The following is a 22,353-nucleotide window of genomic DNA, read 5'->3' on the forward strand; positions in this document are numbered from 1 at the left end:
TGGGGGTGGGGTGGGAGTGGCCCGCGGCGGAGCCGCTCAAGGGTGGAGTCGCTCCCTCCGCCCCTGCCCGTCCCGTTTCCGGGGGCTGCCGCCCCCGGACCCCCGCCGTCGGCCTGAACGGCCTCGTCCTCAAACGCCGGACGGGCTGGAGATCCCCCTCAGTCCAAGTAACCCCGCAACTGGTCCGCGAACGCGTGGTCCCGAAGCTTGTTCAGCGTCTTGGACTCGATCTGGCGGATCCGCTCGCGCGTGACGCCGAAGATGCGGCCGATCTCCTCCAGGGTGCGGGGACGCCCGTCGGCCAGCCCGTACCGGAGCTGGACGACCTTCCGCTCCCGCTCCCCGAGCGTGGACAGGACCGCCTCCAGATGCTCACGGAGCAACAGGAACGCGGCGGACTCCACGGGAGACGTCGCGTCGCCGTCCTCGATCAGGTCGCCGAGCGCGACATCGTCCTCCTCGCCCACGGGCGCGTGCAGGGACACCGGTTCCTGGGCCAGCCGCAGGACTTCGCTGACCCGCTCGCTCGGCAGGTCGAGGTGCGCGGCGACCTCCTCGGGAGTCGGCTCGTAGCCGCGCTCCTGGAGCATGCGCCGCTGCACCCGCACCACCCGGTTGATCAACTCCACGACATGGACCGGGACTCGGATGGTCCGGGCCTGGTCGGCGAGGGCCCGGGACATGGCCTGACGGATCCACCAGGTCGCGTACGTCGAGAACTTGTACCCGCGTGCGTAGTCGAACTTCTCAACGGCCCTGATCAGGCCGAGGTTTCCCTCCTGGACCAGGTCGAGCATGGTCAGGCCCCGGCCGACGTACCGCTTGGCGACGGAGACGACGAGCCGCAGATTCGCCTCGATGAGGCGGCGCTTGGCCATGCGGCCCATGACGACCAGTTTGTCCAGGTCGAGGGCGAGCTGGCTGTCCAGATCGGAGGCGAGCCGGAGCTTCTCCTCGGCGAAGAGGCCGGCCTCGACACGGCGGGCCAGATCGACCTCCTCGGCCGCGGTGAGCAGGGAGATCCGGCCGATCTCGCGCAGGTACTGGCGGAACAGGTCGGAGGAGGGGCCACCGGTGTCGGCGGCGCGGCTTCGGGGCAGTTCGACGGGCTCGGGAGCCTCGGACTCGGCTTCCACCTCGATGGTCTCGGCGGCGCCCGTGGACGGCTCATCCAGCTCGGGCGGGCTCTCCGGCTCCGCTTCGGGGTGGTGCGCGGCACGGCTCTGCGGGGGGACCGTCCCGACGGCGTCGGTCTCGGCGTCCGCGTCCGTATCCGTATCCGTGGTGTTCTCGGTCTGTGCGAGGGTCTGGGTCTGCACGGGGGCGACCTCCAGGAATGTCGCTGCGTAGGCATGCGGCAGCGTTACGTCGGGGATGGGGTCGACGGCCTCGCCGTTGTCCATCCCGTAGTCGTTTAGCGGAACTGCGGGGATCGGGGACCCGTCGCGTTCGGGTCGGCCGCGCTCCGAGGACTCAGGCACCGCAACCCAGTGTGGAGTACGACACATCGCTGCCACGAGGGGCGTGCGGTGACTTTTTGCGTCCGGTCCGTGACCGCGCGGATACTTTCATGCACGAGTGCGCGTTTTAGGGGGCTCCAAACGGGCGAGCGCCCGGCGTAGAACAGTGGGCGAGGGGCGCGAGGCGTCAGAGCGCCTCCGCGCCCCGCTCCCGCAGCGCCTGCTCGTACTGCTGGAGCACCCACAACTCGTTCTGTACGGCGGCCAGCTGGGCCGGGTCGCCGTGGGCACTCTGGCGCGCAAGGCTGCCCTGGACGTCACGGATGCGGCGGTCGACGGCGCGGCGGCGGACCATGACGAGCTGGTCGCCCGCATAGGTCTCGTCGACCGTCTTGCGCATGATCGCCTCGACGGCCAGCTCGGTGACCATGGCGCGGGCCGCGTCGTCCGGGGCGGCTTCACGGACCCTCACCAGGTACTCCTGGGGGTCCTGGACGCCGTGCTCCGCGCCGCCCGCCTCCATGATCACCTGGCGTACGGCGGCGTACGGCGGGGCGGTGAACTCGTCGATCCCGTACGCGTCGAAGGCCGGGGAGACCAGTTCCGGGCGCTGGAGGGCGAGTTTGAGGAGCTCGCGCTCGGTGGCGAAGACCGGGTTGCGCAGGGTCAGGGCGGGGCCGCCGGTGGGCGCCTGGGCGGCCCCGGCGGCGTACGTCTGCTGGGGGCGCTGCCGGTCCGGCGCGGGGCCCTTGCCGCCGCGGTCGCGGGACCAACGGGCCAGCTGGGCCACCCGCTTGACGACGAACTGGGTGTCGAGGATGCCGAGCATGCCCGCGAGCTGCACGGCGACCTCGTGCTGGGCGCCGGTGTTCTTGATGCGGGCGACGATGGGCGCCGCCTCGTCCAGCGCCCCGGCGCGGCCCGCGGGCGTTTCGAGGTCGTAGCGCAGGACGATCTGGCGCAGCGCGAACTCGAAGAGCGGGGTGCGGGGTTCGGCGAGGTCGGCGACCGCCGCGTCGCCCTTGGCGAGGCGCAGCTCGCAGGGGTCCATGCCGTCCGGGGCGATCGCGATGTACGTCTCGGCGGCGAACTTCTGGTCGTCCTCGAAGGCGCGCAGGGCGGCCTTCTGGCCCGCCGCGTCGCCGTCGAAGGTGAAGATCACGCGGGCCGAGCCGTTGTCCATCAGCAAGCGGCGGAGGATCTTGATGTGGTCGGTGCCGAACGCGGTGCCGCAGGTCGCGATCGCCGTGGTGACGCCGGCCAGGTGGCAGGCCATGACGTCCGTGTAGCCCTCGACGACGACCGCCCGGCTGGCCTTGGCGATGTCCTTCTTGGCGAGGTCGATGCCGTACAGGACCTGGGACTTGCGGTAGATCGCGGTGTCGGGCGTGTTCAGGTACTTCGGGCCGTTGTCCGACTCGTACAGCTTCCTCGCGCCGAAGCCGACGACCTCGCCGCCGATGTCGCGGATCGGCCACATCAGGCGGCCGCGGAAGCGGTCGATGGGGCCGCGGCGGCCTTCCTGGGAGAGGCCGGAGAGGAGCAGTTCCTTGTCGGTGAAGCCCTTGCCTCGGAGGTAGCGGGTGAGGTGGTCCCAGCCCTGGGGGCTGTAGCCGACGCCGAAGTGGGCGGCGGCCGACTGGTCGAAGCCGCGCTCGGCGAGGAACTTGCGGCCCGTGTCGGCCTCGGAGCTGGTGTCGAGCTGCTCGATGTAGAACTGCGCGGCGGCCTTGTGGGCCTCGACCAGGCGGATGCGCTCGCCGCGCTGGTGGGCGGGGTTGTACCCGCCCTCCTCGTACCGCAGCGTGATGCCGGCCTGGGCGGCGAGGCGCTCGACCACCTCGGAGAAGGTGAGGTGGTCGACCTTCATCACGAACGCGATGGTGTCGCCGCCCTCCTGGCAGCCGAAGCAGTGGAAGAGCCCCTTGCTCGGGCTGACCTGGAAGGACGGTGACTTCTCGTCGTGGAAGGGGCAGAGACCTTTCAGGTTTCCGCCGCCCGCGTTGCGCAGCTGGAGGTACTCGGACACCACGGCGTCGATCGGGACCGCGTCCCGAACCGCCTTCACGTCCTCGTCGTTGATCCTTCCGGCCACGGATGGATTCTACGGTGAGGGTGTGACAGTCGAGCGCCGTCGTCGGTCACGGGACGAGACTGTCCAGCGGAACGTGCGGGTCGGCGAGCGCCTCGGTGTCCACCTGGGCCCGGGATCGGATCAGCTGCTGGATGGGCTCCGTGACGTCCCACACATTCACGTTCATCCCGGCCAGCACCCGTCCCTCCTTCACCCAGAAGGCGATGAACTCCCGCTTGCCGGCGTCTCCACGGATCACCACGTGGTCGTACGTCCCCGGGGGCGCCCAGCCCGAGTACTCGAGCCCGATGTCGTACTGGTCGGAGAAGAAATAGGGCACGCGGTCGTACGTCAGCTCGCGGCCCAGCATCGCGCGGGCCGCCGCCGGGCCGCCGTTGAGGGCGTTGGCCCAGTGTTCGACGCGCAGCCGGGTGTCGAAGAGCGTGTGGTGGAAGGAGGCGACGTCGCCGGCCGCGTGGATGTCGGGGTCGGAGGTGCGCAACCGCTCGTCGACCGCGATGCCGCCGCCGTGCGCACGGTCGGCCATCTCCAGGCCGGCGGCCTCGGCCAGGGCGGTACGCGGGGCGGCACCGATCGCGGCGAGCACGTCGTGCGCGGGGTGTTCCTCGCCGTCGTCGGTGCGGGCGGCGAGTACCAGGCCGTCCTGGCCGACGATCTCGGTGAGGCGGGCGCCGAAGTGGAAGCGGACGCCGTGCTCGCGGTGCAGTTCGGCGAAGATCTGGCCGAGCTCGGGGCCGAGGACCGAGTGCAGCGGGGTCGCCTCCGGTTCGACGACGGTGACCTCGGCGCCGTACTCCCGGGCCGCCGCGGCGACCTCCAGGCCGATCCAGCCGGCGCCCGCGATCACGATGTGCCCGTTGTCCCGGCCCAGCGCGGTGAGGACGCCCTTGAGGCGTTCGGCGTGGGCGAGGCGGCGCAGGTGGTGGACGCCGGTGAGATCCGTGCCCGGGACGTCCAGGCGGCGGGGCTCGGCGCCGGTCGCGATGAGGAGCTTGTCGTAGCGCACGAGGGTGCCGTCGTCGCCGAAGCGGACCGTCTTCGCGCTCCGGTCGATCGCGTCGACGGTCTGGCCGAGGTGCAGCTCGATGTCGTTGCGCGCGTACCAGGCGGGTTCGTGGACGAAGACGCTGTCACGCTCCTCCTTGCCGAGGAGGTAGCCCTTGGAGAGCGGCGGGCGTTCGTAGGGGTGGTCGCGCTCGTCGCAGATCAGTATCACCCGCCCGGTGAACCCTTCGGCTCGGAGCGTCTCGGCCGCTTTCGCTCCGGCCAGTCCGCCTCCGACGATGACGAATGTCTGATCCGCGTCGACCACTTGATGCCTCCTCGTAAGGATGTCGCCCTAGGCGAGCGTCCCGCACGCAGCGTGATGCGGGAAGGGGGAGAGGCCCGATCAGGCCACGCAGGGTCACCCTTTTCGGGCCCCCTGGGGCCGCGTGGTGAGCCTGAGGTGCAGGGAACGCGCCGAGGCGTCGGTGAGTGAGGAGATGTGGTCGACGATCACGCGCTTGCGTGCCCTGTCGTCCGGGGCCTCGTCGAACAGGGCACGGAACTGCGGGTCCAGGCCGTCCGGGGCGCGGTCGGTGAGCGCCTGGGCCAGCTCGGCGACGACGATCCGCTGATCGGCACGGAGCCGCTCCTGCTCGGCGCGCTGCATGACGTACCGGTCGGCGACCGCCTTGAGAACGGCGCACTCCAGGCGCGCGGCGCGTGGGACGACCAGCTCCGCCGCGTACCGCGTGAGCCGTCCGGTGCCGTACCTCGCGCGCGTGGCGCCCTCCGCCGCCAGGCAGAAACGCCCGATGAGCTGGCTGGTCGCGTCCTTCAGCCGGGCCTGTGCGACGGCTGATCCGTCGTACCCGTGCGGCCACCACTCCTGTTCGAGGAGCCGGTCGAGGGCTTCGGCGAGCTCTTCGGGGTCGGTGTCCGCGGGCACGTACCGCCCGATGGCCACCGCGAAGACCGCCTGCCGTTCCGGCTCGGCGTGCAGGCAGTTGGGGTCGATGTGGCCCGCGTGCAGACCGTCCTCGACGTCGTGCACCGAGTACGCCACGTCGTCCGCCCAGTCCATGACCTGGGCCTCGAAGCACGTACGGGTGCCGGGGGCGCCCTTGCGGATCCAGTCGAAGACCGGCCGGTCGTCCTCGTAGACCCCGAACTTCCGCGACTTCGGGTCGGCCGGGTGGGCGCCGCGCGGCCAGGGGTACTTGGTGGCGGCGTCGAGGGCGGCGCGGGTGAGGTTGAGGCCGACGCTGACGAGTTCGCCGGTCGTCCTGGAGCGTACGAAGTGCTTCGGCTCGATGCGGGTGAGCAGGCGCAGTGACTGGGCGTTGCCCTCGAAGCCGCCGCAGTCCGCGGCGAATTCGTTGAGTGCCTGTTCGCCGTTGTGCCCGAAGGGCGGGTGACCCAGGTCGTGGGAGAGGCAGCACGCCTCGACGAGGTCGGGGTCGCAGCCGAGAGCCGCACCCAGCTCGCGGCCGACCTGGGCGCACTCCAGGGAGTGGGTCAGCCGGGTGCGGGGGCTGGCGTCCCAGATCTGGCTGCTGGTGCCGGGCGTGACGACCTGGGTCTTACCCGCGAGGCGGCGCAGGGAGGCCGAGTGCAGTACGCGTGCGCGGTCGCGCTGGAAGGCGGTGCGGCCGGGACGCTTGTCGGGCTCGACGGCCCAGCGCTCGGTGGAGGTGTCGTCGTACCCACTCCACGTCGCGCTGTCTTCGTATGCCTCGTGCTCGGTGCTTTCGGTCTTCGGTGCGGTGCCTTCCATGCCCCGACAGTAAACGCAGCCAGTGACAAACGGGGCATGGCCGTCCGCTCGGGGCTGTGCTTCAGGCCGTGGCCAGCGTGCGTTCCGGGGTGGGCTCGGGGGTCGCGAGGGCCTGGTCGTAGCGGTGCAGGACCAGGCGGGCCATCGCCGGGTGGTCACCCAGGGGCTCGGCCGCGATCCCGGGGGCGGCCGCGGCGCACTCGGTGGCGAAGCGGCCGGGGGCGGTGAAGTACGAGGCGACGGCGATACGGTGACGGCCGCGGGCGGCCATGGCGCGCACGGCGGCGGGGACGGTGGGCGCGGCGGCGGACGCGTACGCCGGGACGACGGGAACGCCCAGGCGCTCGGCGAGCAGGTGGGCGGTGCGGCGGGTGTCGAGTCCCGCGTCGGGGTCGCGGGACCCGGCGGCGGCGAGGACGACGCCGCTCGACCGGCGCGCCGAGTCGCTCATGCCCGTCCGCCAGCCGGCCTCGACGAGCCGCGCGTACAGCGTCTCCACGAGCAGGGGGTGCGGGCCGAGCGGGGCGGCGACGCGGGTGCGGAGCGGCGCGGGGGCGGCGGTCGCGGCCTCGGGGATGTCCCGCTTGACGTGGTAGCCGCGGCTGAGCAGCAGCGGCACGAGGACGGCCTCACTGCCTTCGCCGCCCTCGCTGCCTTTGAGTGACGCGAGCGTGTCGGGCAGCAGGGGCTCGTTCAGTTCGATGTGTCCGAGGTGGACGGGCAGGTGGGGGCGGAGCTCTCGGACCCGCTCGATCAGGGTGCGTACGGTGTGCAGCGCGCGCGGGTCGCGGCTGCCGTGCGCGACGAGGACGAGCGCGGGGGGTGCGGGGCGGCGTGCGCCGTTGAGCGAGACAAGGCTGAGCTGACTGCCGAGCCGGCTGGTGATCGCGTTCATGAGTTGCGCCGTACTGTCGAGGTGGGCGCCGGCGAGCGGCCGTGGGCCACCGGGGCCGGGCGAGGACTCGTCGTGTGCGGGGTTCGACGCCGTCATGGCGCCGATCCTGACGGTACGAGGTTGCCGCGCCGTTGCGCGGGTATGACGGGTGTTTTCCGGGGGTTCACGGTCGGGCGCGGCGCTGTGTGAGCGGCCGTGACCTGCGCCTGCGGCGCACCGAGTGAAGCTGATCACTCCATGGAAGCGAACCGGATCACTGTTCGACGCGTCCTCCATGGTCGAGGCCACCTGGGGAGGGGACCGCCCGATGCGCCACCTGAAGCTGCCGAAGCCACGCCTGCCGCGTCTACCACGCCTGCCCCGCACGCGTGCCGGGCAACGACGCGCCGTACAGGGGTTCGTACTGCTCTGCGTGCTGGCGCTGCTTCCCTCGACATGGATGTACGTCGTGACGGGCGACCGGCTGCGTACGACGGCGGACGCCCCGCGTACCGAGGTGGCCGTGGTCTTCGGCGCCGGGCTGTGGAACGGCGAGCCGTCCCCGTACCTCGCCAACCGCCTCGACGCGGCGGCCCAGTTGTACCGCACGGGGCGTGTCGAGGTCGTCCTCGTCACCGGCGACAACAGCCGCGAGGACTACGACGAACCGGACGCGATGCGCACGTATCTGAGCGAGCACGGCGTGCCCGACGGACACATCGTCAGCGACTACGCGGGCTTCGACACCTGGGACTCCTGTGTGCGGGCCAAGAAGATCTTCGGCGTCGACCGGGCCGTGCTGATCAGCCAGGCCTTCCACATCCGCCGCGCCGTCACCCTGTGCCAGGAGGCAGGCATCGAGTCGTACGGCGTCGGAGTCGACGCCAAGCATGACCTGACCTGGTACTACGGGGGCGCCCGGGAGATCCTGGCGGCGGGGAAGGCCGCGCTGGACGCGGTGTTGCAGCCGGATCCGCGGTTCCTTGGGCCCAAGGAACCCGGGGTGGGACAGGCCCTGGCGGCGGCGGGCGAATGATGGCGGTCACCGACCTCACCCCCGCGGAACGCCGGGTCTGGGAGGCCTTCCCGCTCGGCGAGGGGATCGACTTCCGCGAGAGCGCCGACGAGGACTCCTCGGCCGGCTCGTCGTGGGGTCCCGAGCGGACCGTACGCGCCGAGGTGCTGCGGGCGCTGCTGATCGACGGACCGGCCCACGACGGTGAGATCGCCGGCCTGAAGCTGACGGGCGCGCGCATCACGGGACAGCTGGATCTCACGTACGGGACGGTCCAGCACGCCGTGCGGCTGCGGTCCTGTCACTTCGAGCAGACCCTGACGCTCTACGGGGCGGAGGTACGCGCCCTGGTGCTGAGCGACTCGGTGCTGCCCGGGCTCACCGCGGGAAACCTGCGCGTCGACGGGGCGCTGCGGCTCAGCTGCTCCCGTATCACCGGCCCGGTGCGGCTCCAGGGGGCGAAGATCTCCGGCGCCGTGTTCGTGAACGGGGCCCGTCTGGGCCTCCCGACGACATTGGACACCCCGGACTCCGACACCCCCGAGGAAGCGGCACTCCAGCTGAACCACGCGGACATCGGCACCGACCTGTGGGCCGTCGGCCTCGTCGCCCACGGCCAGGTCCGGCTGAACGGGGCCACGGTCGGCGGCCAGGTGAACCTCGACGACGCCGAGCTGCACGCGCCCGGCGGCACCTCCCTGCACGCCGAGACCCTCTCCGTCGGCACCGACCTGCGGGCCATGCGGCTGCGCGCCCATGGCCGGGTCAACCTCCGTGGCGCCCGGATTCCGCACCAGCTCAACCTCGCCTACGCCCGGCTGTCCCACCCCGAGGGGCAGGCCCTGCGCGCCAGCAGCTGTGTCATCGGCGAGCTGTGGCTGCGCGACGCCGCCCCGATCGAGGGCGCCGTGAACCTGCGCCGCTCCCAACTGGACCTTCTGCACGTCCCTCCGGAAGTGTGGCCCGCTCGCGTCAGGATCGACGGCCTCAGCTACCGCACCCTCGCCCCGCATCTCCCCGCGAGGGAGCGACTGCCGCTGCTGGAAAGGGAGGAGGGCGGCTATCTCCCGTACGCCTACGAGCAGTTGGCCACCGCGTACCGCACCGCGGGTGACGACGCCGCGGCACGCAGCGTCCAGCTGGCCAAACTCCGCCGACACCGCAGTACCCTGCCCCGCTACGCCCGGTTCTGGGGCCACTTGCAGGACGCGACCGTCGGTTACGGCTTCCGCCCGATGCGCGCGGCCGGCTGGTTGCTGTTGCTGCTGTGCACCGGCGCCGTGGCTTTCGCGGCGCACCATCCGCACGCCCTGAAGCCCGCCGAGGCGCCGGTGTTCAACCCGGTCTTCTACACCCTCGATCTGCTGCTGCCCATCATCGACTTCGGTCAGGAAGGGGCCTTCGCACCGCGCGGCGGGTACCAGTGGCTCGCCTATCTGCTGATCGCCACCGGCTGGATCCTGGCGACGACGATCGCGGCGGGTGTGACGCGCTCTCTGAGCCGCCAGTGAACCTCCGGAAGCCGAGCGCCGGGGCGGCACCCGGGGCCGCCCTCGCGGCGCCCTCCGTCCCGCGGGGAGGCTCGTCCGAGGAGCGCAGGGCGAGCCCGATACTCAGGGCCGCTCCGGTGGCCGCAGCGCTCAACGCGAGGGCGCGTCGCCTGGAGATGTCGCCGTCGGACATGGCCGGACCCCAGGCGCGGGCGCGGGGCAGGGGCAGCGGCAGCGGCAGCGGCAGCGGCAGGGACACAAGGCGGCCACCCGCACAGGTGCAAACACCTTCAGGCGTGCCAGTCCCCACCCTCGATGAGCTTGCCGTGGTCCCGCAGCCGGGCGGCGACCGCGGGTGCGGCCACGTACACCCAGGCCCGCACGGCCGCCCCGTCCGCACACGTCACCTCACGCGCGACGCGCTCGTACAGGTTGCGGGGGTCGCCGGGCGCGTACTCCTCCAACTCGTCGAGCACGGCGAGCAGTTCGTCGTAGGCCTCGGGCAGTGCGGTGACCAGTTCCCCGCTCACCACTCCCCCCGCTCCCCCGAGTTCCTCGACGGCGTACGGATAGCCGGGTCCTTCGTACAGCAAAGCCCCCCGCAGCCGTCCCGGCGCCTCGGACTCCGTACGCCCGCGCAGGAAGAGGTCGTGGTTGCGCTCGCCGGGGCGCAGAGTGCCGTAGACGAAGAAGGGGTACCTCACGCGTCCTTTCCTCCTCCCCACCAGGTGGCTGCGCCTCCGGTCGGCGCTTCACCACGCTCAGAGTGGCTGGACGAGGCTGACACGGCGACCGTCAGCACAGCCCAGGAGACGTAGTACGAAAGGATGGCACCCCGGACCGTCGCCTCGCGCCGGTCCCGGTCACCCCTCACCGCAGTCGATCCACATCCGTACGGAACTCGGCCGATCGTGCCCGCCGTCGGCACTCCTGACCGCCTCGGCGTTCCGCATCTTGGCCAAGTGGCCATCCGCGGGCGGAGCGTAGGCGATGCGGTAGCTCATGCGACACCCCTCCTCTCCGTCTCGTCCGCCGCCGACCGCTCCGCGAGCGCGTCGGCCTCCGAGTCGGGCACGTCCTCCGGCATCCAGTGCCGCATCTCCGCGTGGATCTCATCCGCCCCGGCCTCGTTGACTGCCCCCCGCCGCCATCGCCATACGCGACTCCAGGCACCCCACCGGTCCTTCCCTCCACGTCACCCCCACCGTCTGGACAGCCTTCCGCGTCGCTCTCACCACCCCTCAGTGGGGAGTTCCGTCGGGTTTGATCCGGCCGAAGGACAGAGGCCCCGGCTCGTCCCGACCCGACAACCACCGAGCCGGAGACACGGGACCACGGAGGTCACGTCTGTGTTGGACGTGGCTCCCTGACGATCAACGCCTACGTGCCGCTCCGGTGGAGGAAGTCCAGGACGGCCTGTTCGGCCTCGGAAAGGCGCAACGTCCCGGCGGCGATGTTCGCGGCCAGGTGGTCCGGGTTGCCGGTACCGGGGATGGCCAGCACATGCGGCCCGCGGTGCAGCGTCCAGGCCAGCCGGATCTGTGCGGGGCTCGCCCCATGGTCGCGCGCGACGGCAAGCACTTCGTCGCTGTCGGTGCCGCGCGCGCCCGCGTCGCGCCCGGCGGCGGCGATCGCGTAGAACGGCACGAACGCGATGCCCCGCTCGCCGCAGGTACGCAGGAACTCATCGTGGTCGGGCCGTACACCAATGCCGTACGGGTTCTGTACGCAGACCACCGGCGCGATGGCCTGGGCCTCGTCGAGGTGTTCGGGACGGACGTTGGAGAGGCCCAGGTGGCGGATGAGCCCGGCGTCGCGCAGTTCGGCCAACGCGCCGAATCGTTCGGCGATCGAACCGGTGCCGACGACGCGCAGGTTCACCACGTCGAGGTGGTCACGGCCGAGCTGGCGCAGGTTCTCCTCGACCTGGCCTCGCAGTTGCTCCGGGGTGGCATGGGGCAGCCAGGCACCCGACGGGTCGCGGCCCGGCCCGACCTTGGTGGTGATGACGAGGTCGTCCGGGTAGGGGGCCAGCGCCTGGTTAATCAGTTCGTTGGCGGAGCGCAGCGGTGAGAAGTAGAACGCGGCGGTGTCGATGTGGTTCACGCCGAGCTCAACGGCGTCTCGCAGCACGCCGATTGCCCGGTCACGGTCGCTCGGAGCGGCGTCGGCCGCGAACGCCTCGCCGCGCTGTGTCAGGCGCATCGCACCGAAACCGATCCGGTTGATCTCCAGGTCGCCACCGAGCTTCCAGGATCCCGATTCAGCAGCGTTGATCGTCTTTGGGGAGGTCATGCCAGGGATGATCTCCCCTCGGTAAACTGGCCGCCATTGATTCAGTCAGGTGTGAATCCTTAGGGTGGCCATGCAGGATGAACTGGTGTTCTCGGCGAGTGATCTGGCTCAGATGCGGTTCGCCGTCTCGCCGATGTGGGAGATCGGAACCAGCTTCAAGCTGCTGAACTCCGGCTCCGCACATCCCGTACACCGGCCCTGGGCCGAGCAGGTACGGCCTCGGGTCGCGTCCGCGGGGCTCGACCGGGGCTGGCTCGCCGAGCTGATCCCGCCCTCGGGATACGTGCCCGACTTCCTCAACCCGGCGCCCGCCGGACCGGCCCCGACCCTGGCAGTGGAGTTGGCCGGGATCCTGGCCAGTCCCGCCGTCCGGGTACGCCGGGAACTCGACCGTCTGGGGCAGGAGCAAGGGCGGCTGGGACCGAGGTCGCGGACCCTGTACGCCGAGCCGCGATCCCTCTTGGTCCGGGTTGCGGAAGAGATCAAGACTTACTGGGAGTTGGCGCTCGCCCCCTACTGGGCACGGATCCGGACCGTACTTGACGCCGACATCTTCCACCGCGCCCGGCAGGTCGCCGAGCACGGCACGGGCCACCTCTTCAACGATCTTCACCCGTCGTTGAGTTGGGACGACGACGCGCTACGGCTCGCCCGCCGACAGGGGACCCTGTCCCGGCAGACTGCGGGCGCGGGGCTGTTGCTGATCCCCTCGGCCTTCACCGGACCGAGCCCGCTCACCCGGGTGACACCACCGGAGCCGCCTCAACTGGCATACCCGGCGCGTGGAGTCGGCGCACTGTGGGAACCCCGGCCCTTCACCGGGACCGACGCCGTCGCCGCCGTACTCGGCCGCTCGCGGACCATGCTGCTGAGCGAACTGGAAACTCCGGCCTCCACCACCGAGTTGGCCCGCCGTACGGGGCTCTCGCCGGCCGGGGTCTCCCAGAACCTCACCGCGCTGCGCGACGCCGGCCTGGTCAGCGCCCATCGCGCCGGCCGCTCCGTCCTCTACGCCCGCACCGCCGCCGCCGAATCCGTCCTCGCCGCCGGCGAGTGTCCCGGCAACAGCTCACACAACCAGGTTGTTATTGCGAGTAATATGCAACAAGCTTGAGTGGCCCTTACCGCCTGCCCTGGACGCGGAGCCATTTCATGCCCAACTTGCTGCCTGATGCCGGACCTCAGCGTGTTCTCGCCGCCTCGAACTTCGTCTACACCATCGGCAGCGGTCTTTACCTGACCGCCGGGGTCCTGTACTTCACCCAGGCGGTTCACCTTCCGGCGGCCCAGGTGGGGCTTGGACTGGGCATCGCCGGTTTCGTCTCGCTCGCGCTGGGCGTCGGCGCGGGGCACCTCGCGGACAGGTACGGGGCACGCGGCGTGTACGCGGTCACGCTCGTCGTCCGGGCGGTGGCGACGGCCTGCTTCGTGCTGGCGGACAGTTTCTGGCCGTTCGTGCTGGCGGTGTGCGCGGCCACCGGGGCGCAGGCCGCCGGAGTGGCCGCGCGCAGTCCGCTCGTCAGGCGCTACGGAGGGGACCGGCCGCAGGCGTTCCGGGCCTACCTCCGTTCCGTGACCAACGTAGGGATCTCCCTCGGCGCGCTGCTGGCGGGCTGGGCGGTCCAGGTCGGCACGCACAGCGCCTACCAGCTTCTCGTCCTCGGTATCGCGGTCTCCACCGCGGCCTCGGCGGTCGTCCTGGTCCGCCTGCCCCCGGTCACGCCCGCCCCCGCAACCGGTGGCGGCCCACGCTGGATCGCCCTGCGGGACCACCCCTACCTCCTACTCACCGTCCTCGACGGCGTCATGGCCATCCAGTTCAAGGTGATCACCGTGGCCCTGCCGCTCTGGCTGGTCACGGCCACCACCGCGCCGCGCTGGCTCATCTCGGGCACCATGCTCGTCAACACCCTGATCATCATCGCGTTCCAGGTGCGAGCCAGCCGCGGCATCGACTCCCCCACGGCCGGCGGAAGCGCCTACCGCCGGTCGGGCGTGGCCTTCCTCGCCTCCTGCTCCCTGATCTCCCTGTCCGCGGGGATCCCGGCATGGGCTGCCGCCGCGCTGCTGATGTCCGCGGTGGTGGTCCACGCGATCGGCGAACTGTGGCACTCCGCCGCGGGCTTCGAGGTCTCCTTCGCCCTCGCCCCCGAGCGCGCCACCGGCCAGTACCTCGGCGTGTTCGGCCTGGGCGCCGGCCTGGCCGAAGCCCTCGGACCGGTCCTGCTCATCTCGCTCTGCATCACCTGGGGCCGCCCCGGCTGGTACGTCGTCGGAGCACTGTTCGCCCTCACCGGCCTGGCGGCACCACTCGCCGTCCGGTGGGCAGAGCGTCAACAGCACACCGAGCGGGCTCAGTCCGAGGCCCTGACAAAGGTGCCTCAATAAGGTGGTGAACCCTGATCGCCCGAGCGGCAGACTGACCGCATGATCGGATCAGACCCCAAGCAAGACCTTCGTGTCGTTCTTCAGGATGCTCGCGACGCTCTGCTCGGGAAACTTGAAGGGCTGTCGGAGTACGACATCCGCCGGCCGATGACTCCGACCGGCACCAACCTGCTGGGGCTGGTCAAGCACCTGACCGGTGCAGAGGCCGTGTACCTCGGTGACACGTACGGCAGGCCGTTCGGTGGGCCGCCCCCGCCCTGGGTCCCCGGCAGCGATGCCGAGCCGGACTCGGACCTCTGGGCGACCGCCGACGAGACCCGGGAAGAGATGGTCGGGCAGTACCGCCGTGCATGCGCCCACGCGGACGCAACGATCGAGGCGCTGGATCTCGACGTGGTCGGCCACCTGCCCGGGGGTGAGGGGAAACCGATAACGCTCCACCGGACACTCGTCCATATGATCGCCGAGACCTGCCGGCACGCCGGGCACGCCGACATCGTCCGGGAACTCATCGACGGGACCGTGGGACAGCGGACCGGGAACGACAACAGGGCACCCGGCGACGCGGCATCGTGGGAGAAGCGTCGACGTCGGCTGGAGAGTGCGGCTCAGGAAGCAGCAACTCGCCACGCCCGCCCGGAAACTGCCGGGTGACGACCGGCCACGACAGGGACCGCAGCCGAGGTGCCTCCCCACTCTGTGCAGCGGGCTGAGCGTGGCGGCGAACCCCGCGCGTCAGCGCGCAACCGAGCGCGCGACGCGGAACCCCACGTCGTCGACCTGGAAGGTCGGGTGGCTGCGTCGTCGTACGGAGGAACGGCAGCTCCAGTGTTCGTCGAACCAGCCGCCGCCGCGCAGCACACGGTAGGTGCCGTAGACCTCGGGGTCGTAGGTGTCCCAGCACCACTCCCAGACGTTGCCGAGCATGTCGTGGAGGTCCCATGGGTTGGGGTGCTTGCCGCCCACCTGGTGGATTCGGTCGTGGGAGTTGGCGCGGTACCAGGCGATCTCGTCGAGCGGGCCGTAGCGCGGTCCGGTCGTACCGGCACGGCAGGCGTGTTCCCACTCGGCCTCGGTCGGCAGTCGGTAGCCGTCGGCGGAGGTGTCCCATTCGATGTCCTCGGCGTCGAGGTCGTAGGCGGGCGCCAGACCGTCGCGCCGGGACAGGGCGTTGCAGAACCGGACGGCGTCCCACCAGGAGATGTCCGCGACGGGGAAGCGGTCCTCATCGGCGGCGCTCGGCCGCAGGCCGGTCACCTGTGCGTACAGCATCCGCGTCACCGGAAACGCCCCGAGCCGATAGGGCGCGAGCTCGACCGACCAGGCGCGCTGCGTGCGCCGGTCCGACAGCCTGACCTCACCCGGCGGGATGGCGATCATCTCGTGCCCTGCACTCGTGTCCATGGGGAGGTGATCCTAGCTATCCGCGCAGCCAGATCCGCAGCGGACCGACCGGTTCGAAGCCCTGGCGGACGGCTGCCGCCAGGTCTTCTCCGTGCTCGTAGCCGACCACCGGCAGGGTGGGGAACAGCCGGTGCACCGCGTCCAGTACGGCCGGCCAGGCCGCGTCGGGGCCGTCGTCCAGGGCGAAGACATTGGAGATCCCGACCACTTGGTCGCTCCTGCTCGCCACCGCTCCGGCGGTCAATCCGCCTTCGGCGGACCTTACGGCGAGTACGAAGGTGTCCGGGTCGTCGAGCAGTTCGGGGCGGAAGAGGTCCGCGTTCCCGCCCCCGTCGTCCCAGGCGAGCGCCCAGTCGCCAAGTGTGTCCGGGTCACCCACCACGTCCCAGGCGAGATGCGGGGCGGCGGCGGGCGCGCCCGCCGGACGGTGGATCCACTGCGCCTCGAACAGCACCTGGAAGCCGGACCCCGTCAGGTCGAGGTCGGCGAAGCTGTCCTTGACGGACGCGCCGGGCGTGGCGGTGTCGATGCGGGCGGTCAGCGCGGCCGGGTCGGCGCCCGGCGCCAGCGTCACCGCGTCGGGGTGGTACGGGGGCGTACGGGCCGGGGCGGCCCAGACCTGCGCCCCGAACTCGCCCGCCACGTCGTGCGATCGGCTCATCACCGCGCACCACTCGGCGTTGTTGCGGGCGGCCCTCTCGACCAGAAGCCCCTTCGGCATCATCACGGACGGATCATGACCTGCGCCGACCGGGCACACCAGCCGTAGGACGGACACTCGACGTCACGGACGGGCAGCGCTCGCGCCTCGCCGACCGAACCAATGCGACCGAGCGCTTCCGTTGGTTGCCACCGCGCTTCCGTGACGAGCACGACAGGTGAAGTAGTCGTGCCGGGTTTCGGAACTGCGCGGAGCGATGTCGAAGCGTGCGGAGACGCCGCCCTCGCGGAACCCTCGGACGGCAGGAACAGCATGTCGGACGGGGCCAGCCCCTGGCTACGGCTGCGTGTATCGGCCGTACATCGTCCCCAGGACCCACAGGGTCAGCCCCCTTCTCGCGCCGGGCACACGCTGCCGAGACGCGACAGTCGCCAGCCGTCTCCGAGGACTCCGCCCCGGGGGTCGAGCAGCGCCACCGAACACGCCCGTACCGCCTCCCTCAGTGCCTCCCCCCGCAGCGCGGGGTCCGCGTCGAGGGCGCCGACGAGGGCAGTCACCGCGGTCCTTGCCCGGCGTACCGCGCACATCTGCGGGTGTACGGCCCACACCTCGCGGCCGTCCGCCATCCCGGCCAGCACACCGAACGAGCCCAGGCCGCAGTCCACCGGGATGAGCACCGGGCCGGCACCACCCCGTACGAACCGCTCGAACCGTTCCTGCGGCGCCAGCACGGCCAGTACGCCCCCCGGCCGCAGTGCGAGTTCCGCCGCCGCAGCCGCCGCCCCCACCCCGTGCGCCAGTGCCGCCCAGGCGGGGCCCTCGTCATGCGCCACCGAGAGCGCCTTCGCGCCCAGCGCCACTGCTCCCTCGACGATCGTGCGGGCCAGTGCGTCCTCGTCGGGTGCCCAGCTCAGCGCGGGGGCCCCGGCGCGTACGAACGGCAGAAAGCAGGGCAGTCCGGCAGCTTGGTACACGGGCAGGGCGTTGCGAGCGCCGACCGCATGGCTGTGGCCGACCACCGCTGTGCAACCGGCGCCGACGACGGCCTCAGCGACCCCCGGGATCTCGTCGTACACATGCCACTCGGCAAGGTCCGGGCATGCGGACCGAGCCCGGTCGACCCGGCCGAGGAGGACCGTACCCCAGACCGTGCGCGGCCCGGTCAACGGGGCGACGACGGCGATCCTCGGCCGGAGCACCGGATCAGCCCCAGATGAGAGAGTCGCTGGCGGCCGAGGTCACAGCCTGCGGTTCGGCGCCGGCGATCGTGGCGACCCCGCTGAGGACGAGCACCGGGGCGAGCACCGCGACTACTCCGCAGAGCAGGCGTGTACGACGCGAGGACGCGGAAAAGGACGGGACGGAAGAGACGGACGCAGGCATGAGAATTCCCCCTGTAGGTGTTCGTTCTGTGTGACCAGCATGTTCCGGCGAGCTCATCAGCGGCTACGGGCAGGGGAGTTCCGGGACCGGACATGGCCAGGGGAGGACGCCTGCCACGCACCCTGGTCCGCATTACGGACAGATCCGTCCATGGAACGGGATCATTCCTAAGATCATTTACGTGCTGGCAGCGGGGAGCGCGGCTCACGGAATGGGGGACGGACGGGGTGGACGCACGTGCAAGGGCGCAAGAGCTTTATCGCATTGCCCTCGACGATGCCTCGTGGAGCCCCGAGCTGCTCACAGAGGACCGCGGCTGGAGCGGTACGGAGTTCGCCGAGGCGCTCCAACTGCTTGGCCGGCTCGGCTTGTTCGTACCGTCGCCCGAATCCCGGAACGGCTGGACAGCGCTCGCTCCCGACACCGCCCTGCGGAATCTGCTCCTTGAGGAGGAGCAGCAGACGGGCACGCTGCTCAGCGCCGTCCAGCAGACCCGGTCCGCGCTCGCGCAGGTCGTCGCGGACTTCCAGCCCGTACACGCCCGTGAGCTCTCCTCCGCGCAGATGGAGGCGGTGACAGGCGCGGCCAATGTGTCGGCGGCCCTGGAGGACGCCTCACAGCGCGTCGAGGTGGAGGTCCTGTCGCTGCATCCGGGCCGTGCACTGCCCCCCGGCATGATCGAGGCGGGCTTCGAACGGGACCAGCTCGCATTGGGCCGCGGCGTAGGCATCCGTACCATCCATCTCGGCTCCGCGGCCGCCGTACCGCATATGGCCGCCTATCTGCGCCGCCTCGGCAGCGCGGGCGCCCAGGTGCGCACGGCACACACGCTTCCGCTGCGTCTGATCGTGGTGGACCACTCGCTGGCGATCGTGCCGGCTCCGCGGGCCGCTGACGGGGAGATCGCCGCTGTCGTGTTGCGCAGCGAGACCCTGGTCGACGTGTTCAGAGGCATCTTCGAGCACTACTGGGCGGGCGCGAGCGTACTGACCGACACGGCTGCCGGAGCCGAACCCGGCGATGGTGACTGGCGGCCGACCGGCCGCCACCGCGAGCTTGTACGGATGCTCGCCGGCGGACTGACTGACGAGGCGATGGGCCGCAAGCTCGGAGTCTCCGAACGCACGGTCCGCCGTTTCGTCTCCGAGCTGACCGAAAGGCTAGGCGCGTCCAGTCGTTTCCAGGCCGGTGTCTGCGCCGCCCGTCTGGGCTGGCTCGATGACTGATCCGGCCGGCTCCGTCCCGTCCACGGCCGCCGCCCGCTGCTGCGGTACGGCCGCGGTCCGCCCCCACGCCGTCCCCGCGAGCACCAGCAGCGCGCCCACGAGGCCGATCCACCCAGGCCGGTCGCCCGCCAGGGAGATGCCGACCACCGCAGCCCACACCGGCTCCGTCCCGAGCAACAGACTGACCCGGGAGGGAGACGTCTTGCGTACCGCCCACATCTGGACGAAGAACGCGAACAGCGTGCAGAACACCGACAGGTAGAGCAGCCCCAGCCAGTCCCCGGTCCCGAAGTCCGCCGCGGCCGCCCACGGCGTGCTCCCGGTCCCCGGTATCGCCGAGAGCAGCGCGAACACCACGACGGCGCTGCCCAGTTGGACCGTGGTCATCGACAGCGCATCCGCGCCCTGCACCGACTCCATGCGCGACATCGCGAGAACGTGGACGGTACGGGCGACGGCCGCACCCAGCATCAACAAGTCCCCGAGCGACGGATCGCTGAAGCCGGAGCCCTGTGTCAGGAGCAGCACGCCGAGCACCGAGAGCCCCGCCGCGGCAACGAAGGACCGCGGCAGCCTCGTCCCGCGCATCCGACTCTCCGCGATCGGCGTGAAGATCATTGTGAGGCTGATGATGAGCCCGGCGTTGGTCGCCGAGGTGTGCACGACGCCGTACGTCTCAAGCAGGAAGATTCCGGCCAGGATCAGCCCAAGGACGCCGGCCCCGCCCAGCTGCGCACCTCTCAGCGCCCGCAGCTTCCGCCACCCGGCGACGACCAGCACGGGCAGCACCACGGCGAACCGCAACACGAGCACCGCCAGCACGGTCTGCGTCGTGGTGACGCCCTTGGCAGCGAGATAGCTGGAGCCCCACACCACTGCGACCAGCAGGACGGGCAGATCGGTCAGCCAGGCACGGCGGGCCGCGGTGACGCTCACAGGGACTCCTCAAGGGCTCTGTCGGGACGGCTGCGGCTCAGCGCGCAGTGTAGGCGATCACCAATACGTCGCGGTGGGCCGCGCGTTCGGGGTCCACCGGCTGCACCGGGGTCACCGAGTGCAGTGTGCGTCGGTCGTCGCCGAGCAGCAGGTCACCCGCCTCGGACAGCGTAGTGGTGAGCAGGTGTTCGCCCTCGTCGGTGTAGACGCCGCTCTCGCCGCCGGTGACGTTGACACGGCCGATCATCAGCGAGGTGATGAACGTGACCCCGTCGCGGTGCCTGCCTTCCGGTGCGGGCCGGCCCTTCTGGTCGGCGGAGGCGTGGATGCGGTACGGGTGAAGTTTTACGTTCCACGCCGTAGTGGCGTCGACGGCGCTGAAGATCCGGCCGAGTTCGACGAGTACTGAGCGCAACAGCGGGTCACCGACGAAGGAGTCGGTCAGCGGATCAAAGGCGCGTTCGACACCGCCGTTGAGCGGGTTGATGTCAGATTCCTGAAGGTAGGGGGCGTGCTCCAGGAGCGTGAGCTCACCGGCGGCCGGGTCGAGCTCGAACTGGCCGTACCGGCGGAAGCGGTAGGTGCCGCCGTCGGCCATGTACCTGTCGAGGGTGAGTTCGTCCCAGTGCGCTGCGAACCGCGCCCAGTCGGCACTGTCGGCGCCGGCCAGGGCGGAGAGCGCGGCCGCGGGCATCAGATGGCCACCGGGCCCGGCGAGGGCGGCGGCAGCATCGGCGGCGACAGGGTGGACAACGGCAGTGGTCATGGAAAGGCTCCGTACGTATCGGTGGATCGGCGTTCTGCGCCGGGAGCGATCGGTGGTCCGGGACTGCGTCGACGGATCAAGCCGCGGCGAGCAGCGCCCCTGCGCGGGCGAACGGTGCCGACTCCGCGTCGATGGCGCGCTCTTCCCAGATCTCCCGATCCCGCAGATAGAGCGGCCGTCCCGCCCTGATGGAGCGCGTGTCGGCGCCGCCGGTGCGCAGCCGCCAGGTCACGGACCCGGTGGTGCGGGACGCGCAGACGTCCATGAACGCCTGGACGGTCAACCGCAGTTCACCGAACCAGCGGCCCTCAAGGGCCTCGCGGGTCCACACCTGCTCCAAGTGGCGCTTCTCCCGGATGAGTTCGGCGTCCAGGCAGGCGCTCTCGACGTGCCGGTAGCTGCTGAGCAGGAGCCAGGCAGCGGGCATCTCGCGGATCTCGAGCACCTTCTCGCCGTGGTCGAGGTGCTCGAGTCCGGAGTAACGGCCCAGCCCGTACGCGCCGACCCGCCTGTTGAGTCGGCCGACCAGTTCGGTCAGTGTCAGCGGCTCGCCGTCGAGGGCGACGGGCAGCCCGTTCTCGAAGGTGACCGTGAGGTCGTCGGTCTCGCCGGGTGCGGCGGTCGGCCGGCTCCAGGCATACATCTCCTCAGGGACCTCGTGCAGTTCGGGGTCGTCGAGGATGCCCGACTCGAACTCGCGGCACCACAGATTGGAGTCACCGCTGACGATCCTCCCGGCGAGCAGGTCGACACCCGCGGCCCGCAGTTCGACGAGCTTGTCGTCCCGGGTGACCGGCTCCAGGTCGTACGGGCTGCCGTACGCGCCCTCGTAACCGAGCAGCCGCAGCGCCCCGTTGAGCCGGCGCAGGGTGTTCTGCGAGCGGTTGGCGGTGTGCAGCACGGCCTGGGAGCCGAGAGTGCGGGCCAGCTCGACGGCACTGTGGGCTATCAGCGGGCGGCTCAGCGTGGAGCTGACCGGGTGGATGCCGAGATAGACGGCCTGGGCCGCGATCGCCGGCGCGACATACCGCCCGGCGAACTCCTCCCTGCGATCAAGAATGTGGATCGTCGCCCCGAGCGCCTCGGCGACCTGGCGCTTGTACGAGCTGGACTCGTCCTCGCCGATGTCCACGCTCACCGCGTGCACGTCCCGCACCCCCATCCGGCGCAACCGCAGCAGGAGATACGAGCTGTCCAAACCCCCACTGAACAGGGTCACGACCGGACGGTCAGGGTCGAGCTCTTCGAGCTGAGAAAAGGAACGTATGAGCGGGGGCCGCATGGCTTTTCCAACCTCTGTACTGGTCACAGACGTCGAGACTTCCGTGCACGACGGCCCTCGACAATGGCTTCCGGGCTTCCGGGCCCGGCCATGGCCGGGCCCGGAAGCCCCGCTGAGCACCCAGGTCGGGCCATCAGGACGGGGCCGAGCGGCGGACTGCGGCGGGGCAGAGGGCATGGGCAATCTCGGGTCGGGCCGGGGCCAGGGCCGGGGCCGGTAGCGATGGACTCGACTGTGGCTGTCTTCATGGCAGCCAGCCACGTACCTCGACTTCCATCGAGGTCACGTGGACACAACGAGCGGCACGGGCGGGCCGG

At 70.9% G+C, this 22,353-nt stretch carries 20 protein-coding genes and 2 pseudogenes; 7 read left to right on the top strand and 15 right to left on the bottom strand.

Going from position 1 to position 22,353, the window contains the following annotated elements; all coding sequences use genetic code 11:
* Positions 1-158: 158 nt before the first annotated feature.
* The 5 genes from ACIPC1_RS03280 to ACIPC1_RS03300 all read right to left on the bottom strand — a co-directional run bounded on the left by ACIPC1_RS03280 (position 159) and on the right by ACIPC1_RS03300 (position 7,307).
* Complete coding sequence (locus tag ACIPC1_RS03280) at positions 159-1,481, bottom strand: RNA polymerase sigma factor (protein ID WP_402512801.1); 1,323 nt, start codon at positions 1,479-1,481, stop codon at positions 159-161.
* 166 nt (positions 1,482-1,647) lie between these two features.
* Positions 1,648-3,555 (bottom strand): DNA primase, encoded by a 1,908-nt coding sequence (gene dnaG, locus ACIPC1_RS03285; RefSeq protein ID WP_402512803.1) that lies wholly within the window; start codon positions 3,553-3,555, stop codon positions 1,648-1,650.
* A 46-nt stretch (positions 3,556-3,601) separates the two neighbouring features.
* A complete protein-coding gene (locus tag ACIPC1_RS03290) occupies positions 3,602-4,867 on the bottom strand; it encodes an NAD(P)/FAD-dependent oxidoreductase (protein WP_402512805.1) in 1,266 nt (421 codons plus the stop codon).
* 93 nt (positions 4,868-4,960) lie between these two features.
* On the bottom strand, positions 4,961-6,316 hold the full coding sequence (locus ACIPC1_RS03295; RefSeq protein ID WP_402512807.1) for a deoxyguanosinetriphosphate triphosphohydrolase: 1,356 nt from the start codon (positions 6,314-6,316) through the stop codon (positions 4,961-4,963).
* Positions 6,317-6,377: 61 nt separating this feature from the next.
* Positions 6,378-7,307 carry a sirohydrochlorin chelatase gene (locus ACIPC1_RS03300; RefSeq protein ID WP_402512809.1) on the bottom strand — a complete coding sequence of 310 codons (930 nt, stop codon included), beginning with the start codon at positions 7,305-7,307 and terminating at the stop codon, positions 6,378-6,380.
* 211 nt (positions 7,308-7,518) lie between these two features.
* On the opposite strand from ACIPC1_RS03300, the gene ACIPC1_RS03305 reads away from it, so the two are divergent.
* Both ACIPC1_RS03305 and ACIPC1_RS03310 read left to right on the top strand, forming a co-directional pair.
* Positions 7,519-8,226, top strand: a complete 708-nt coding sequence (locus tag ACIPC1_RS03305; protein ID WP_402512811.1) for a vancomycin high temperature exclusion protein — start codon at positions 7,519-7,521, stop codon at positions 8,224-8,226.
* The gene (locus ACIPC1_RS03310) at positions 8,226-9,716 is read left to right on the top strand and encodes a membrane-associated oxidoreductase (RefSeq protein ID WP_402513388.1); all 1,491 of its coding nucleotides are present in this window, start codon (positions 8,226-8,228) and stop codon (positions 9,714-9,716) included. The genes ACIPC1_RS03305 and ACIPC1_RS03310 overlap by 1 nt, the downstream gene beginning before the upstream one ends.
* A 269-nt stretch (positions 9,717-9,985) precedes the next feature.
* Here ACIPC1_RS03310 and ACIPC1_RS03315 read toward each other — a convergent pair whose 3' ends face one another.
* Positions 9,986-10,399: a gamma-glutamylcyclotransferase family protein gene (locus ACIPC1_RS03315; RefSeq protein WP_402512813.1), complete on the bottom strand. Its 414-nt coding sequence runs from the start codon at positions 10,397-10,399 to the stop codon at positions 9,986-9,988.
* Positions 10,396-10,699 (bottom strand): annotated as a pseudogene (locus ACIPC1_RS03320) (hypothetical protein). Before ACIPC1_RS03320 ends, ACIPC1_RS03315 begins: the two are co-directional and overlap by 4 nt.
* Before the next feature lie 151 nt (positions 10,700-10,850).
* On the opposite strand from ACIPC1_RS03320, the pseudogene ACIPC1_RS03325 reads away from it, so the two are divergent.
* Positions 10,851-10,907 (top strand): annotated as a pseudogene (locus ACIPC1_RS03325) (DUF397 domain-containing protein); the annotation flags it as partial.
* 168 nt (positions 10,908-11,075) lie between these two features.
* Here ACIPC1_RS03325 and ACIPC1_RS03330 read toward each other — a convergent pair.
* Positions 11,076-11,990, bottom strand: a complete 915-nt coding sequence (locus ACIPC1_RS03330) for an aldo/keto reductase (protein WP_402512814.1) — start codon at positions 11,988-11,990, stop codon at positions 11,076-11,078.
* A gap of 70 nt (positions 11,991-12,060) precedes the next feature.
* Between ACIPC1_RS03330 and ACIPC1_RS03335 the strand changes: the two genes are divergently transcribed.
* Genes ACIPC1_RS03335 through ACIPC1_RS03345 form a run of 3 tightly spaced genes read left to right on the top strand, consistent with a single transcriptional unit; the run spans position 12,061 to position 15,032 of the window.
* Positions 12,061-13,104 (top strand): helix-turn-helix domain-containing protein, encoded by a 1,044-nt coding sequence (locus tag ACIPC1_RS03335; RefSeq protein ID WP_402512816.1) that lies wholly within the window; start codon positions 12,061-12,063, stop codon positions 13,102-13,104.
* 38 nt (positions 13,105-13,142) lie between these two features.
* Positions 13,143-14,378: an MFS transporter gene (locus ACIPC1_RS03340; protein ID WP_402512817.1), complete on the top strand. Its 1,236-nt coding sequence runs from the start codon at positions 13,143-13,145 to the stop codon at positions 14,376-14,378.
* 39 nt (positions 14,379-14,417) lie between these two features.
* A complete protein-coding gene (locus tag ACIPC1_RS03345) occupies positions 14,418-15,032 on the top strand; it encodes a DinB family protein (RefSeq protein ID WP_402512819.1) in 615 nt (204 codons plus the stop codon).
* 81 nt (positions 15,033-15,113) lie between these two features.
* Here the strand turns inward: ACIPC1_RS03345 and ACIPC1_RS03350 are convergent, their stop codons facing one another.
* The 4 genes from ACIPC1_RS03350 to ACIPC1_RS03365 form a co-directional block, all read right to left on the bottom strand.
* On the bottom strand, positions 15,114-15,782 hold the full coding sequence (locus ACIPC1_RS03350; RefSeq protein WP_402512821.1) for a formylglycine-generating enzyme family protein: 669 nt from the start codon (positions 15,780-15,782) through the stop codon (positions 15,114-15,116).
* Between the two features lie 16 nt (positions 15,783-15,798).
* Entirely contained in the window at positions 15,799-16,503 is a 705-nt protein-coding gene (locus ACIPC1_RS03355) for a hypothetical protein (protein WP_402513390.1), read from the bottom strand.
* Between the two features lie 323 nt (positions 16,504-16,826).
* The gene (locus ACIPC1_RS03360) at positions 16,827-17,642 is read right to left on the bottom strand and encodes a hypothetical protein (protein WP_402512822.1); all 816 of its coding nucleotides are present in this window, start codon (positions 17,640-17,642) and stop codon (positions 16,827-16,829) included.
* A gap of 4 nt (positions 17,643-17,646) precedes the next feature.
* Positions 17,647-17,826 carry a hypothetical protein gene (locus tag ACIPC1_RS03365; RefSeq protein ID WP_402512824.1) on the bottom strand — a complete coding sequence of 60 codons (180 nt, stop codon included), beginning with the start codon at positions 17,824-17,826 and terminating at the stop codon, positions 17,647-17,649.
* 227 nt (positions 17,827-18,053) lie between these two features.
* Between ACIPC1_RS03365 and ACIPC1_RS03370 the strand changes: the two genes are divergently transcribed.
* The gene (locus ACIPC1_RS03370; RefSeq protein ID WP_402512825.1) at positions 18,054-19,052 is read left to right on the top strand and encodes a LuxR C-terminal-related transcriptional regulator; all 999 of its coding nucleotides are present in this window, start codon (positions 18,054-18,056) and stop codon (positions 19,050-19,052) included.
* On the opposite strand, the gene ACIPC1_RS03375 is transcribed toward ACIPC1_RS03370, so the two are convergent.
* The 3 genes from ACIPC1_RS03375 to ACIPC1_RS03385 form a co-directional block, all read right to left on the bottom strand.
* Positions 18,987-19,988 carry a DMT family transporter gene (locus ACIPC1_RS03375; protein WP_402512827.1) on the bottom strand — a complete coding sequence of 334 codons (1,002 nt, stop codon included), beginning with the start codon at positions 19,986-19,988 and terminating at the stop codon, positions 18,987-18,989. The two genes, ACIPC1_RS03370 and ACIPC1_RS03375, sit on opposite strands and share 66 nt — an antisense overlap.
* A 37-nt stretch (positions 19,989-20,025) precedes the next feature.
* Entirely contained in the window at positions 20,026-20,754 is a 729-nt protein-coding gene (locus ACIPC1_RS03380) for a 2OG-Fe dioxygenase family protein (RefSeq protein WP_402512829.1), read from the bottom strand.
* Positions 20,755-20,830: 76 nt separating this feature from the next.
* Positions 20,831-22,036, bottom strand: a complete 1,206-nt coding sequence (locus tag ACIPC1_RS03385; protein ID WP_402512830.1) for an argininosuccinate synthase-related protein — start codon at positions 22,034-22,036, stop codon at positions 20,831-20,833.
* Positions 22,037-22,353: the final 317 nt, after the last annotated feature.

This window comes from Streptomyces sp. NPDC087263, from assembly GCF_044744645.1.
GTDB lineage: Bacteria > Actinomycetota > Actinomycetes > Streptomycetales > Streptomycetaceae > Streptomyces.

Coding starts and splice junctions, on each gene's coding strand:
- ACIPC1_RS03345 (WP_402512819.1), top strand. CDS start 14,418: ATGATCGGATCAGACCCCAAGCAAGACCTTCGTGTCGTTCTTCAGGAT.
- ACIPC1_RS03310 (WP_402513388.1), top strand. CDS start 8,226: ATGGCGGTCACCGACCTCACCCCCGCGGAACGCCGGGTCTGGGAGGCC.
- ACIPC1_RS03365 (WP_402512824.1), bottom strand. CDS start 17,826: ATGCCTGCGTCCGTCTCTTCCGTCCCGTCCTTTTCCGCGTCCTCGCGT.
- ACIPC1_RS03340 (WP_402512817.1), top strand. CDS start 13,143: ATGCCCAACTTGCTGCCTGATGCCGGACCTCAGCGTGTTCTCGCCGCC.
- ACIPC1_RS03385 (WP_402512830.1), bottom strand. CDS start 22,036: ATGCGGCCCCCGCTCATACGTTCCTTTTCTCAGCTCGAAGAGCTCGAC.
- ACIPC1_RS03380 (WP_402512829.1), bottom strand. CDS start 20,754: ATGACCACTGCCGTTGTCCACCCTGTCGCCGCCGATGCTGCCGCCGCC.
- ACIPC1_RS03300 (WP_402512809.1), bottom strand. CDS start 7,307: ATGACGGCGTCGAACCCCGCACACGACGAGTCCTCGCCCGGCCCCGGT.
- ACIPC1_RS03295 (WP_402512807.1), bottom strand. CDS start 6,316: ATGGAAGGCACCGCACCGAAGACCGAAAGCACCGAGCACGAGGCATAC.
- ACIPC1_RS03305 (WP_402512811.1), top strand. CDS start 7,519: ATGCGCCACCTGAAGCTGCCGAAGCCACGCCTGCCGCGTCTACCACGC.
- ACIPC1_RS03350 (WP_402512821.1), bottom strand. CDS start 15,782: ATGGACACGAGTGCAGGGCACGAGATGATCGCCATCCCGCCGGGTGAG.
- ACIPC1_RS03330 (WP_402512814.1), bottom strand. CDS start 11,990: ATGACCTCCCCAAAGACGATCAACGCTGCTGAATCGGGATCCTGGAAG.
- ACIPC1_RS03335 (WP_402512816.1), top strand. CDS start 12,061: ATGCAGGATGAACTGGTGTTCTCGGCGAGTGATCTGGCTCAGATGCGG.
- ACIPC1_RS03355 (WP_402513390.1), bottom strand. CDS start 16,503: ATGCCGAAGGGGCTTCTGGTCGAGAGGGCCGCCCGCAACAACGCCGAG.